This window comes from Pseudomonas anguilliseptica, from assembly GCF_021375795.1.
GTDB lineage: Bacteria > Pseudomonadota > Gammaproteobacteria > Pseudomonadales > Pseudomonadaceae > Aquipseudomonas > Aquipseudomonas anguilliseptica_A.
This window is the reverse complement of sequence record NZ_JAEIOI010000001.1, coordinates 400804-414710: the sequence shown is the minus strand read 5'-3', so window position 1 is coordinate 414710 and position 13907 is coordinate 400804. Positions and strand designations below refer to the sequence as shown.

12 protein-coding genes and 1 riboswitch are annotated in these 13907 nt (G+C 62.4%); of the genes, 8 read left to right on the top strand and 4 right to left on the bottom strand.

Annotation, left to right across the window (positions count from 1 at the left end; genetic code table 11):
- Window positions 1–67 precede the first annotated feature (67 nt).
- From IOD17_RS01920 to ligB, 4 genes are all read left to right on the top strand, one after another.
- Complete coding sequence (locus IOD17_RS01920) at window positions 68–979, top strand: LysR family transcriptional regulator (RefSeq protein ID WP_233683426.1); 912 nt, start codon at window positions 68–70, stop codon at window positions 977–979.
- Between the two features lie 46 nt (window positions 980–1025).
- Window positions 1026–2057, top strand: coding sequence for an ArsR/SmtB family transcription factor (locus tag IOD17_RS01915; protein ID WP_233683425.1), 1032 nt, complete (start codon window positions 1026–1028; stop codon window positions 2055–2057).
- The gene (gene metK, locus IOD17_RS01910) at window positions 2054–3244 is read left to right on the top strand and encodes a methionine adenosyltransferase (RefSeq protein WP_233683424.1); all 1191 of its coding nucleotides are present in this window, start codon (window positions 2054–2056) and stop codon (window positions 3242–3244) included. Before IOD17_RS01915 ends, metK begins: the two co-directional genes overlap by 4 nt.
- A gap of 118 nt (window positions 3245–3362) precedes the next feature.
- Window positions 3363–5024 (top strand): NAD-dependent DNA ligase LigB, encoded by a 1662-nt coding sequence (gene ligB, locus IOD17_RS01905; RefSeq protein ID WP_233683423.1) that lies wholly within the window; start codon window positions 3363–3365, stop codon window positions 5022–5024.
- A gap of 5 nt (window positions 5025–5029) precedes the next feature.
- Here ligB and IOD17_RS01900 read toward each other — a convergent pair whose 3' ends face one another.
- Window positions 5030–5482 carry a c-type cytochrome gene (locus IOD17_RS01900; protein WP_233683422.1) on the bottom strand — a complete coding sequence of 151 codons (453 nt, stop codon included), beginning with the start codon at window positions 5480–5482 and terminating at the stop codon, window positions 5030–5032.
- Between the two features lie 123 nt (window positions 5483–5605).
- Window positions 5606–5992 carry an MAPEG family protein gene (locus tag IOD17_RS01895; protein ID WP_233683421.1) on the bottom strand — a complete coding sequence of 129 codons (387 nt, stop codon included), beginning with the start codon at window positions 5990–5992 and terminating at the stop codon, window positions 5606–5608.
- A 190-nt stretch (window positions 5993–6182) separates the two neighbouring features.
- Window positions 6183–6333: riboswitch (S-adenosyl-L-homocysteine riboswitch) on the top strand.
- 23 nt (window positions 6334–6356) lie between these two features.
- Between IOD17_RS01895 and ahcY the strand changes: the two genes are divergently transcribed.
- From ahcY to IOD17_RS01875, 4 genes are all read left to right on the top strand, one after another.
- Window positions 6357–7745: an adenosylhomocysteinase gene (ahcY, locus tag IOD17_RS01890; protein ID WP_233683420.1), complete on the top strand. Its 1389-nt coding sequence runs from the start codon at window positions 6357–6359 to the stop codon at window positions 7743–7745.
- A 99-nt stretch (window positions 7746–7844) separates the two neighbouring features.
- Window positions 7845–8690: a methylenetetrahydrofolate reductase [NAD(P)H] gene (gene metF, locus IOD17_RS01885; RefSeq protein ID WP_233683419.1), complete on the top strand. Its 846-nt coding sequence runs from the start codon at window positions 7845–7847 to the stop codon at window positions 8688–8690.
- Window positions 8691–8876: 186 nt separating this feature from the next.
- Window positions 8877–10250: a nucleotide 5'-monophosphate nucleosidase PpnN gene (gene ppnN, locus IOD17_RS01880; RefSeq protein ID WP_233683418.1), complete on the top strand. Its 1374-nt coding sequence runs from the start codon at window positions 8877–8879 to the stop codon at window positions 10248–10250.
- 229 nt (window positions 10251–10479) lie between these two features.
- Entirely contained in the window at window positions 10480–12318 is a 1839-nt protein-coding gene (locus tag IOD17_RS01875; protein ID WP_233683417.1) for a DEAD/DEAH box helicase, read from the top strand.
- Between the two features lie 101 nt (window positions 12319–12419).
- On the opposite strand, the gene IOD17_RS01870 is transcribed toward IOD17_RS01875, so the two are convergent.
- The gene (locus IOD17_RS01870; protein ID WP_233683416.1) at window positions 12420–12998 is read right to left on the bottom strand and encodes a YceI family protein; all 579 of its coding nucleotides are present in this window, start codon (window positions 12996–12998) and stop codon (window positions 12420–12422) included.
- A gap of 66 nt (window positions 12999–13064) precedes the next feature.
- Window positions 13065–13610, bottom strand: a complete 546-nt coding sequence (locus IOD17_RS01865; RefSeq protein ID WP_233683415.1) for a cytochrome b — start codon at window positions 13608–13610, stop codon at window positions 13065–13067.
- Window positions 13611–13907: the final 297 nt, after the last annotated feature.

Genomic DNA, 13907 nt, shown 5'->3' with positions numbered 1-13907 from the left:
GGGAGGTTAGGCAGAGCCGTGCTATAGGTAAAATACATATAAAAGATACAAGGCATACCTTCTATTTATGAATCTACACCACCTCAAGGTCTTTCTCGCCATCGCCCAGACCGGCAGCATCAGCGCGGGAGCCGCCCGCCTGTTTATCAGTCAGCCGGCGGTGACCCGCGAGATCCGCGAGCTGGAAGCACGCCTGCGCTTGCCGCTGTTTGATCGACAAAGCCGTGGCGTGACCCTGACCGCCGCCGGGCAACGTCTGCTGCCTTATGCCGAGCGCATCTTTGCCTTGGAGCAAGCCGCCGAGCGCGACCTGCAAGCCTTCGCCAACCTCGGCTGCGGTGAGTTGCACCTGGGCGCCAGCGCCACCCTGGGCAGCTACCTGCTGCCAACGCTGATCGCGGCCTTTCATCAGCAATACCCCGACCTGCAACTGAGCCTGCAGATCGACAACACCGCAGCCTGCCTGCAACAACTGGAAGACAACGCCATCACTCTGGCCTTTATCGAAGGGCCATTCACCGCGGAGCAGTTCAATCACCGCCACCTGGGCACGGATGCGTTGCTGTCCGTCGCCAGCCCCAAGCATCCGTTGGCCAAGCAGGCGAGCGTCAGCCCGGTTGAGCTTGCCGACGCCGCCCTGCTGATCCGCGAGCAAGGGTCCGGCACCCGCGCCACACTGGAGCAGGCTTACCAGGCACTCGGCCTGCAACCGCGTATCGCCATGGCCCTGGGCAACAGTGAGGCGCTGAAGCGCAGCCTACTGGCCGGCCAAGCCGTGGCCTGGATTTCCGAACTGGCAGTGCAGCAGGAGCTGCGCAGCGGACAGCTGTGCCACCTGCCCGTTCGCGACCTGCAGATCAGCCGTGACCTGCATGCCATCTGGCGCCGCGAACACAGCCTAAGCCCGGCCGCTAATGCACTGCTGGAGCAGGTGGAACAGGCGCTAAGCGCCAGCAAGGGCAATATCAAAACTTTTTGATATTGCCCTTGCTGGATAAAAAATGACCGACTAGACTGCCCGACCTATGAATATGCGCGCCGCCCATCTGGCCTTCGAGCCTGTCGACGCCCTCGCTGCCCTGTGCAAGGCCAGCGGCGATGCGCTGCGCCTGAATATTCTGCGCGCCCTGGCCAACGACTCGTTCGGTGTCCTCGAGCTGGCGCAGATCTTCGCCACCGGTCAATCCGGCATCAGCCACCACCTCAAGGTGCTGGCCCAGGCTGGCCTGGTCGCCACCCGCCGTGAAGGCAACGCAATTTTCTACCGCCGCGCCCTGGCGCAGAGCGAACAGCTGGGCAGTCGCCTGCACAATGCCTTGCTCGAAGAAATTGACAGCCTGCAATTGCCGGCCGAGGTGCAAGGGCGGATTGCCGAAGTGCATGGCCAACGCGCCGCCGCCAGCCAGGAATTCTTCGCCCGTACGGCAGCGAGCTTCCAGGCTCAGCAGGACCTGATCGCCGGCCTGCCACAGTACCGCGACAGCGTACTGGCGCTGCTCGACTCCCTGGAGTTTGCCGACGCAGCCTGCGCCGTGGAAATCGGCCCCGGCGACGGCGGTTTTCTCCCGGACCTGGCACAGCGCTTTCAGCAGGTGCTGGCGCTGGACAACAGCGCAGCGATGCTCGAGCTGGCGCGCCTGCGCTGCGAGCAAGAAGGCCTGGGCAATGTTCAGCTGCAACTGGCCGACGCCCTGCAGGACGAGTACCCAGCCGCCGACTGCCTGGTGCTGAACATGGTGCTGCATCATTTCGCCGTCCCGGCCGAGGCGCTCAAGCAGTTGGCGCAACGCGCAAAACCCGGCGGCAGCCTGCTGATCACCGAACTGTGCAGCCACAACCAAAGCTGGGCCCGCGAAGCCTGCGGCGACCTGTGGCTGGGCTTCGAACAGGACGACCTGGCCCGCTGGGCCAGCGCAGCCGGCCTCAACACCTGCGAAAGCCTCTATGTGGGCTTGCGCAACGGCTTCCAGATTCAGGTGCGGCACTTCGCCAAACCTTCAATAACTCATGGCCTCCGGGCTGCAATTACCGGTCACCAACAGGAACCCGCACGATGAGCGAATACTCCCTCTTTACCTCCGAGTCCGTATCCGAAGGCCATCCGGACAAGATCGCCGACCAGATCTCCGATGCCGTCCTCGACGCCATCATCGCCCAGGACAAACACGCCCGCGTGGCCGTGGAGACCCTGGTCAAGACCGGCGTCGCCATCGTCGCCGGCGAAGTCACCACCAGCGCCTGGGTTGACCTGGAACAGATCGTCCGTGACGTGATCTGCGACATCGGCTACACCAGCTCCGACGTCGGCTTCGACGGCGCCACCTGCGGCGTGATGAACATCATTGGCAAGCAGTCCCCGGACATCAACCAGGGCGTCGACCGCGCCAAGCCAGAAGACCAGGGCGCCGGCGATCAGGGCCTGATGTTCGGCTACGCCAGCAACGAAACCGACGTGCTGATGCCAGCACCAATCTGCTTCAGCCACCGCCTGGTGCAGCGCCAGGCAGAAGCGCGCAAGTCCGGCCTGCTGCCGTGGCTGCGCCCAGATGCCAAGAGCCAGGTCACCTGCCAGTACGAGAACGGCAAGGTGGTCGGCATCGACGCCGTGGTGCTGTCCACCCAGCACAACCCGGAAGTGTCGCTGAGCGATCTGCGTGAAGGCGTGATGGAACTGATTATCAAGCACGCCCTGCCGGCCGAACTGCTGCACAAGGACACCCAGTTCCACATCAACCCGACCGGCAACTTTGTGATCGGCGGCCCGGTGGGCGACTGCGGCCTGACCGGGCGCAAGATCATCGTCGACTCCTACGGCGGCATGGCTCGTCACGGCGGTGGCGCGTTCTCCGGCAAGGACCCATCCAAGGTCGACCGTTCCGCCGCTTACGCCGGTCGTTACGTGGCGAAGAATATTGTCGCCGCCGGCCTGGCTGACCGCTGCGAGATCCAGGTGTCCTACGCCATCGGCGTGGCCCTGCCGACCTCCATCTCGATCAACACCTTCGGCACCCACAAGATCGCCGAAGACAAGATCATCAAGCTGGTGCGGGAAGTCTTCGACCTGCGTCCGTACGCCATCACCAAGATGCTCGACCTGCTGCACCCGATGTACCAGGAGACAGCCGCCTACGGCCACTTCGGCCGTACGCCGCAGCAGAAGACCGTTGGCGACGACACCTTCAGCACCTTTACTTGGGAGAAGACCGACAAGGTCGCCGACCTGCGCGCCGCTGCCGGTCTGTAAGCTCAGCGCAACAGCCAAAGCCCCGCCTTGTGCGGGGCTTTTTCTTGCCCGCAATTCGGCCTGCCGGTGTAAAAGCGGCTAGGCTGAGTGGGCCATCTGCCGAGCAAGGACGCTCACGATGAACGCCCGCATTGCCTGTCTGCTGCTGTTCTGCAATTCCCTCTGGGCCGCCTGCCCCGACTGGGCCGCCAGCCGCGCCGAACGCGAACTCAATGCCCTGAGCCAACAGCTGGCCGCATGGGACGATGCTTACCACCGCCAGGGACAAAGCCCGGTCGCCGACGAGCTGTATGACCAGGCCAGCAGCACGTTGCAGCACTGGCGCAGCTGCTTCCCCACAGCCCACAGTGCAACTGATAACCCACTGGCCAGCAGCGCCGGGCCGCAACCACACCCGGTGGCCCACACCGGTCTGCGCAAGCTGCCGGACAAACACGCCGTCGCGCGCTGGATCGCCAACCGCGATGAGCTGTGGATTCAGCCCAAGGTTGATGGTGTGGCTGTCAGCCTGGTGTATCGCCAAGGCCGTTTGCAGCAGTTGATCAGTCGCGGTGACGGCCGTCAGGGGCAGGACTGGACCGCCCTGGCCCGCCAGCTACCAGCAATTCCCGCCGAGTTGCCTTCGGCACTGAACCTGACCCTGCAAGGCGAGCTGTACTGGCGCATGCCAGCACATATCCAGCACAAGCATGGCAGCCAGGGCGCACGCAGCAAGGTGGCCGGTCTTATGAATCGGCAGACGCTGAGCGGCGAGGACGCCGCAGGTATTGGCTTGTTTGTCTGGGACTGGCCCGACGGTCCGGCCAGCCTGCTGGAGCGCCTGCAACAATTGAATGCCCTGGGCTTTGCCGACAGCGCCCGGTTCAGCCAGCCCATCCGCAGCGTGGCCGACGCCACGCGCTGGCGCGAGCAGTGGTATCGCAACGCCCTGCCCTTTGCCAGCGATGGCGTAGTCCTGCGCCAGAGCCAGCGCCCACTGGCCGCACGCTGGCAAGCGCAACCGCCACATTGGGCAGTGGCCTGGAAATACCCGGTCAGCCAGGCCCTGGCCGTGGTGCAGGCTGTGGACTTTCGCATTGGCCGCAGCGGGCGTATCACCCCAGTGCTGCGCGTACAGCCGGTAAAACTGGATGACCGACGCATCGAATACGTCAGCGCCAACTCACTGCAGCGCTGGCAGGCACTGGATATTCGCCCCGGTGATCAGGTGGTGATTCGCCTCTCCGGGCTGACCATTCCGGTGCTCGACAGCGTGCTCTGGCATACCCAGGAGCGCGCCGAACTGCAAGTGCCGGATGCCAGTGCTTACAACACGCTGAGCTGCTGGCAGGCCAGCGTCGGTTGCGCCAGCCAGTTTCGCGCACGCCTGGCCTGGCTTAGCGGCAAACAGGGTCTGGCCCTGCCTGGGGTCGGCCCCGGCACCTGGGAAAAGCTGTTGCAGGCGGGAAAGATCAACGGCCTGCTGGACTGGCTGGACCTGTCCACCGAGCAGCTGAGCCACGTACCCGGCCTTGGCCCACGCAGCGCAGCAGCTTTGCAGCAGAGCTTCCAGCTGGCCCGCGCACGTCCGCAGCAGGCCTGGCTGCGCGCCCTCGGGGTTCCGCGCCAAGTGCCGCTGGACGCCGACTGGGACAGCCTGGCTCAGCGCAGTGCCGCCGATTGGCAACGTCAACCGGGTATCGGCGCGCACCGCGCGGCGCAGTTAGAAGCGTTCTTTCAGCATCCCGAGGTCAAAAGCCTGCAAGCCCAGTTGCGAGGAGCGCAGATTGCCGGGTTTTGAGAGGTCTAGAACGCGCGAAACTCTTCATGGCAGGCCTTGCAACTGTCCTCGACACGCTGCATTGGCGCCGCGAGTGCTTCAGGCGTCAGCGGTTGCACGGCAGTCGCGGCCACCAACGCAGCCGTGCTGGCTTCCATGGCCTGGGCCAGTTCCTGAAAGCGCGCCTGGCGTTGCCAGACTTCATCCTTGGCGCGGCTTTCACCGCCCTCCTCTTCGCGTACCTGCGGGAAGTGCTGCCAGGGCTTGCGTGTCAGCTGATCCAGCTCGGCGGCGCCCGCCACAAACGCCTGTTCCTTGAACGGCAGACGTCCACGTAGCATACCGCCGAGGTCTTCGCTGACCTTGAGCATCTGCTTGAACAATGCCTGCCGCTGGCCTTGCGGCGAATTGGGATCGACACCGCCGCAGCCACTTAGAGCCAGCGCCAGTACAACCAGGGACAGGGTTTTAAGCTTCATAACACCTTCACTGCCAACAACCGGGTGGATAACGGGCGACAGTATCGCCACCCGTCCGCCACCGGCCAAGCGTGGTGTTTTGCCGCAGATGTCAGAAGCCGCGCGGGTGCTGCTGCGCAGAGGTTACGCGGAAACCACAAACAGACTGACGATCAGCGCCATCCCGGCAAACCACACCAGCGAACGGATCGGCCCCCAGTCGGCCAGATAGCAGAGGAAATACACCAACCGGCTGGCCACGAAGGCCATGGCCAGCTGATCCAGCAGCGCCTGCTCGGCACCACCGGCCTGGTGAGCGATGATCACTGCTGCGGCGAATGCCGGCGTCACCTCGAAACCGTTGAGTTGGGCGTTATTGGCCCGCTTGCGCCAGCCTTCCAGCCCGGAGAGAAAGGCCCGCGGATCACTGTTGGCACGCGGCCCGTAACCGGCACCGAGGAACTTGGCGCTGGCGGTGGCCAGGTAAGGCAGGACAATGGCAATCAACACGCACCAGTAGGCAAGAGTCATGGACGCTCCAGAGAGGGGATAGTGAGAGCTGCAGCCTGGCGCAGATACGCCGCCAGGGCGATGGCTGAACTGGCCAGAACACACGGCGCTCCAGCCAATTGCCCCGACAGAAAGCCTTGGGCTTATGCCCCAGGCTGGCTATACTTCGCCAGCTTCATGTGGCCGGCACAGCTCCGGTCGCTCCCGCCACCTGTCCGAGGGGCGCTGCAGCATGCGGTAAGTCTGTTTTGAATCCTCAAGCCGCGCATTCCAGCAATGCAATCAGGCGGATTCAAATCAACCTTCCGCCTGTCAGGCTCGGATGGGGCGTTAACCATACGCATCAACGGCGCCCATTCGCAGACAACGAATGGAGTGCTATTGCATGTCTTTCAATGATTTCAAAGTCGCCGACATCTCCCTGGCCGATTGGGGCCGCAAAGAGCTGATCATCGCCGAATCCGAGATGCCGGCACTGATGGGCCTGCGCCGCAAATACGCCGCCAGCCAACCGCTGAAAGGTGCGAAGATCATCGGCTGCATTCATATGACCATCCAGACCGGCGTGCTGATCGAGACGCTCACCGCCCTGGGCGCCGAAGTGCGCTGGTCGTCGTGCAACATCTTCTCCACCCAGGATCAGGCCGCTGCCGCCATCGCCGCCGCCGGCATCCCGGTGTTCGCCTGGAAGGGTGAAACCGAAGAAGAGTACGAGTGGTGCATCGAGCAGACCATCCTCAAGGACGGCCAGCCGTGGGACGCCAACATGGTGCTCGACGACGGCGGTGACCTGACCGAGATCCTGCACAAGAAGTACCCGCAGATGCTCGAGCGCATCCACGGCGTCACCGAAGAAACCACCACCGGTGTGCACCGTCTGCTCGACATGCTCAAGGCCGGCACCCTGAAAGTCCCGGCGATCAACGTCAACGACGCCGTGACCAAGAGCAAGAACGACAACAAGTACGGCTGCCGTCACAGCCTCAACGACGCCATCAAGCGCGGTACCGACCACCTGCTGTCGGGCAAGCAGGCGCTGGTCATCGGCTACGGTGACGTGGGCAAGGGCTCGGCCCAGTCCCTGCGTCAGGAAGGCATGATCGTCAAGGTTTCCGAAATCGACCCGATCTGCGCCATGCAGGCCTGCATGGACGGCTTCGAGCTGGTTTCCCCGTACAAGAACGGCCTCAACGATGGCACCGAAGCCAGCGTCGACGCTGCGCTGCTGGGCAAGATCGACCTGATCGTCACCACCACCGGTAACGTCAACGTCTGCGACGCCGGTATGCTCAAGGCCCTGAAGAAGCGCGCCGTGGTGTGCAACATCGGCCACTTCGATAACGAAATCGACACCGCCTTCATGCGCAAGAACTGGGCGTGGGAAGAGGTCAAACCGCAGGTGCACAAGATTCACCGCACCGGTGCCGGCAGCTTCGATCCGACCAACGACGACTACCTGATCCTGCTGGCCGAAGGCCGTCTGGTGAACCTGGGCAACGCCACTGGCCACCCGAGCCGCATCATGGACGGCTCCTTCGCCAACCAGGTGCTGGCGCAGATCTTCCTGTTCGAGCAGAAGTTCGCTGATCTGTCCGCCGAGAAGAAGGCCGAGCGCCTGACCGTTGAAGTGCTACCGAAGAAGCTCGACGAAGAAGTCGCCCTGGAAATGGTCAAGGGCTTCGGCGGCGTGGTCACTCAACTGACCAAGCAGCAGGCCGAGTACATTGGCGTGACCGTGGAAGGCCCGTTCAAGCCGGACGCTTACCGCTACTAATGCGTAGGGTGGATAAGCCCAGGGCTTATCCACCGCCGACTTCCCGCACGGTGGATGGCTGCACGCCATCCACCTTACGTCTGCAAGGCTAGAAACCCTATGAGCCAAGAACGCCGTTACAGCTTCGAGTTCTTCCCCACCAAGACCGAAGCCGGGCACGAAAAACTGATGAACGTGGCGCGCCAACTGGCGACCTACAACCCCGACTTCTTCTCCTGCACCTATGGTGCCGGTGGCTCCACCCGCGACCGCACGCTCAATACCGTGCTGCAGCTGAATAACGATGTCGGTGTCAGCACGGCCCCGCACCTGTCCTGCGTGGGCGACAGCAAGGCCGAGCTGCGCGAGCTGCTGACCCTGTACAAGGATTCCGGCATCAAGCGCATTGTCGCCCTACGTGGCGACCTGCCGTCCGGTATGGGCATGGCCAGCGGCGAGCTGCGCTATGCCAATGAACTGGTCGAGTTCATCCGCAGCGAGACCGGCGATCACTTCCATATCGAAGTCGCTGCCTACCCGGAAATGCACCCACAGGCACGCAATTTCGAAGACGACATCGCCAACTTCGTGCGCAAGGCCAAGGCCGGCGCGGACAGTGCGATCACTCAGTATTTCTTCAACGCCGACTGCTACTTCTACTTTGTCGACCGCGTACGCAAGCTGGGCGTGGACATTCCGGTGGTGCCGGGTATCATGCCGATCACCAACTACAGCAAGCTGGCGCGCTTCTCCGACGCCTGCGGCGCGGAAATCCCACGCTGGGTGCGCAAGCAGCTGGAAGCCTACGGTGACGACACCGACAGCATCCAGGCGTATGGCGAGCAGGTCATCACTGAAATGTGTGAACGCCTGCTGCAGGGCGGCGCTCCGGGCCTGCACTTCTACAGCATGAACCAGGCCGAACCGAGCCTGGCGATCTGGAACAACCTCAAGCTGCCACGCTGAGGGGCTCTACCTCGTCCATGGACACCCCAGGTGCCATGGACGCTTCCCGCGACACTCTCCTCAGCTGTGACTTCAACAGAGCGCCCTGCCTCAGACATATCCTGCAGCGACTCAACACCGCCGCCGACTTGACCACAAGGTCAACCCTGCATAGCTTGAAGCTCAAGACCACCATGGAGTTGCTCAATGGTCAGCAGAAAAACCATCAACGCGTCCGTCACCCCCAAAGGCAGTCTGGAAACCCTCTCGCAGCGTGAAGTGCAACAATTGCGCGAAACCGGTTCTGGCAGCGTCTATGCGCTGTTCCGCCAATGCGCCCTGGCCATCCTCAACACCGGTTCGCACAGCGACAACGCCAAGACCATTCTGGAAGCCTACCCGGACTTCGAAATCCGCATCCTGCAGCAGGATCGTGGCATCCGCCTGGAGCTGTTCAACGCGCCGGCCGATGCCTTCGTCGATGGCGAAATGATCGCCAGCACCCGCGAAATGCTGTTCAGCGCCCTGCGTGACATCGTCTACACGCAAAGCGAGCTGGAAAACCAGCGCATCGATTTCAGCAGTTCCCAGGGCATCACCGATTACGTTTTCCATCTGCTACGTAACGCCCACACCCTGCGCGCCGGTGTCGAACCGAAAATTGTGGTGTGTTGGGGCGGGCACTCGATCAGCACCGAGGAATACAAGTACACCAAGAAAGTCGGCCACGAACTCGGCCTGCGCGGGCTGGACATCTGCACCGGCTGCGGCCCTGGCGTCATGAAAGGGCCGATGAAAGGCGCGACCATCTCCCACGCCAAACAGCGCAACGTGCATGGCCGCTATCTGGGTCTGACCGAGCCGGGAATCATCGCCGCCGAAGCGCCCAACCCAATCGTTAATGAGCTGGTGATCCTGCCGGATATCGAGAAGCGCCTGGAGGCCTTTGTCCGCGTCGGACACGGCATCATCATCTTCCCTGGCGGAGCGGGCACAGCAGAGGAGCTGCTGTATTTCCTCGGCATTCTCATGCACCCGGATAATCAGAACATCCCCTTTCCACTGATCATGACCGGGCCACGCAGCGCCGCTGCCTACTTGGAACAGCTGCATGAATTTATCGGCGCGACCCTGGGTGAGACGGCGCAACAGCGCTACCGCATCATCATCAACGACCCGGAGCAGGTCGCCCGGGAAATGGCCGCGGGAATCAAGGCGGTGAAACAATTCCGCCGCGAACACAACGACGCCTTCCACTTCAACTGGCTGCTGAAGATCGACGAGAGCTTCCAGCACCCATTCGAGCCGACGCACGCCAATATGGCCAGTCTCAAGCTGACCCGCGAGCAGCCGGTGCATGAGCTGGCGGCCAACCTGCGCCGGGCGTTTTCCGGGATTGTCTCGGGCAACGTCAAGGACAAGGGCATCCGCCTGATCGAGCAGCACGGCCCGTATGAAATCAGCGGCGAGCGCGAGATCATGCTGCAACTGGATCGACTGCTGCAGGCCTTCGTCGATCAGCACCGCATGAAACTGCCGGGCAACAGCGCCTATGTGCCCTGCTACAAACTGGTCACCTGATCAGCTGTAACCCGCGCCACTGCTGAGCTGCCTGGCGCGGGCAACCACCGGGCAGGCCGACACTCGCACAGCAGGGCGGCTCTGTTATACTCGGGCCTTCCCGCCAGGCTTGCGCCCGGATGCTAGTCCCCAGAGGCCAGCAGTACCGGACGGGATTACGCCCCCCAAGCGTGATTCAAGCCTGGCAATACACCCCATAGGGCAGCGCCCTCACTAGACAGGATTACACATGTCCTTTGCCTCCCTCGGTCTCTCCGAGGCTTTAGTCCGTGCAGTAGAAGATGCCGGCTACACCCAACCCACTCCGGTGCAACAGCGGGCTATCCCCGCCGCGTTGCAAGGTCGCGACCTGATGGTGGCGGCCCAGACGGGTACAGGTAAGACGGGCGGTTTTGCCCTGCCGATTCTCGAGCGACTGTTCCCTAACGGTCACCCGGATCGCGAACAACGCCACGGTCCGAAACAACCGCGCGTACTGGTGCTCACCCCTACCCGCGAACTGGCCGCCCAGGTGCACGACAGCTTCAAGCTGTATGCCCGCGATTTGAAATTCGTCAGCGCCTGCATCTTCGGCGGCGTTGGCATGAACCCGCAGATCCAGGCCCTGGCCAAGGGCGTCGACGTGCTGGTGGCATGCCCCGGCCGTTTGCTCGACCTGGCCAACCAGCGCGCCATCGACCTCTCGCACGTGGAAATCCTCGTACTCGACGAAGCCGACCGCATGCTCGACATGGGTTTTATCCATGACGTGAAGAAGGTGCTGGCCAAGCTACCCGCGCAACGGCAGAACCTGCTGTTCTCGGCGACCTTCTCCAAGGACATCACCGATCTCGCCGGCAAGCTGCTGCACAACCCGGAACGCATCGAAGTCACGCCGCCGAACACCACGGTTGAGCGTATCGAACAGCGCGTCTTCCGCCTGGCTGCCAGCCACAAGCGCGCCCTGCTCGCCCACCTGATCACCCAGGGCGCCTGGGAGCAAGTGCTGGTGTTTACCCGCACCAAACACGGCGCCAACCGCCTGGCCGAATACCTCGACAAGCACGGTCTGCCAGCTGTGGCGATCCACGGTAACAAGAGCCAGAACGCCCGCACCAAGGCGCTGGCCGACTTCAAGGCGAACAAGGTACGCATTCTGGTGGCCACCGATATCGCCGCCCGCGGCCTGGATATCGACCAGCTGCCCCACGTGGTCAACTTCGAGTTGCCCAACGTTGAAGAAGACTACGTGCACCGCATCGGCCGTACCGGCCGTGCCGGCCGTAGCGGCGAAGCGATCTCCCTGGTTGCTCCGGACGAAGAGAAGCTGCTCAAAGCCATCGAACGGATGACCAAGCAGAAAATCCCGGATGGCGATTTGCAGGGCTTCGATGCCAGCACCGTTGAGGCCGAGCGTCCGGAAGTGCGCGAGCCGCAGAAGCCGCGTCAACCGCGCGGAGCCAAAGCAGAAGGCGAACGCCACGGCGGCGGACGCAAGGACAAAGGCAAGGACAGCGGACGCGATAACAGCCGCAAGCCTCAGGGTGGCCGCGCGCAACAACCTCGCGGTTCGGCCCGCGCAGCTGCACCGGCCGTGCCTGCGTTGCCTCCGGACCGCGCGCCGGACGAGTTCCGCGATGATGACATCGACAACTTCGGCAACCGTGTCGACTACGTCAGCCCGAATCAGAACAAGCAGCAGAACCGTGGCCGTCGGCCCGGTGCGCCTGGCGCCAACAATGCTAGCGGCCAGGGTGCACGCGCAGCCAAGCCGCGTAACAATGGTGGCGGCGCCAATACCGGTGGCCAGGGCCGTCGTCAGGGCGGCGGCGCTCAAGGCGGCCAGGGCCGCAATGGCTCCGGCCGTGCACGCCCACCACGCGACACCCGCACCACCTCGCTGAACCGCGATGAGCTGCCACGTCAGGAAGCTGCGGTGAAAAGCCCGCGCGACAAGCAACCGGTGATCATGCACAAAGGCTCGCGCCTGGACCGCTTCCCGACCCCGGAGCAGCTCGACGAACTGGCAAGCGCACGTCCACGCGGCGAAAAACCGGCCCTGCTGACGCGCAACCGCGAAGAGTCATAGTCAGCTAGCCGGCCGTTGAAACACAAAACGAAAAACGCCGCCCATTGGGCGGCGTTTTTGTTGGCAGGTCTGAACAGGCAGGTTGTACCCCGCCTACTGGCTTACTTGCGTACGCCTTCAACCGAGATGATCAGCTCAACGTCCTGAGATGCCGGGCCGAGGTCTTTCTGGATGTCGAAGTCTTTCAGTTTCAGCTTGGTGCTGCCTTCAAAGCCGGCACGGTAGCCACCCCACGGGTCTTTGCCTTCACCGATAAACTTGGCCGCAATCACCACCGGCTTGGTCACGCCATTGAGGGTCAGGTCGCCGGTGATATCGGCAGTGCCTTCACCGGTGGATGTCACCGAAGTGGAGGTGAAGGTCGCCGTCGGGTGCTTGCTGACGTTGAGGAAATCACCACTGCGCAGGTGCTTGTCACGCTCGGCATGGTTGGTGTCGACGCTGGTGGTGTTCAGTGTCACGTTAACCTTGCTGTCCTGCGGCTTGGCGGCGTCGAAGCTGAAGCTGCCGTCGAAGTCCTTGAACGTACCGTACAGCCAGCTATAGCCGAGGTGGCTGATCTTGAAGTTGACGAAGGCGTGCTGGCCTTGCTTGTCGATGGCGTAATCAGCCGCCATCGCCTGACCAGCGCCGATCAGTGCGCCACCAAGTGCCAGAGCTACGAGGGTTTTCTTCAACATGGGCATGCTCCTTATGTGTGTGGAATGGGCACGTGGTCATCCAGCGCCCGGAAACAGCGAAAAAAACTAGCGACCGAACATACGCAGCAGCGTGCGATCACGGTCAATAACGTGGTGCTTCAGTGCCGCCAGAGCGTGTACACCAGCAAAGATCACAAGGGCCCAGGCCAGATACTCGTGCACCAGGCCGGCGACATCCTCCTGATCGGGGATGCTGGTCAGGCTGGCAGGCACTTCAAACAGACCGAAGACTTCGATGCCTCGGCCATCGGCAGTGGAAATCAGATAACCGGAAATCATCAGCACGAACAGCCCCAGGTACAGAAAACCATGTCCCAGCTTGCTGCCCAGACGGGTCAGCCGACCATGGTTCGGCAAACTCGCCGGGGCCGGGCTGACCCAACGCCACAACACGCGCACCAACATCACGGCAAACAGCAGCAGGCCGATGCTCTTATGCAGATCCGGCGCGGTCTTGTACCAACCACTGTAGTAATCCAGGCCGACCATCCAGTAACCCAGGCCAAACAGGCCAAATACGACCAGCGCCACCAACCAATGCAACAGGATGCTGACCAGGCCGTAATGGGAAGAACTATTGCGCCATTGCATAACAAACATTCCGATAAAATTACCGAGAGCCATCTCTAAACATCAGGTCGCAACGCCCTTGAGGTGGACACCATGCTGGCAAGCCGTGCAAGTGCTTAAACCGCGAGTGGGGCAAGACTAGCAACAAACCTATCGACAAAAAGCGGAAATTTTCGCTTTGAAATATCGAGAAATACGATGCGTTACCATCGAGTTTGATCCAACCAGATTAGTCTAACGCCACGCTGCAAAGTTCAGCGTGCGGGCTACAGGCGGCATGATAGAGCGGATCAGCGGCCAACCGGGCAATCACCGCAG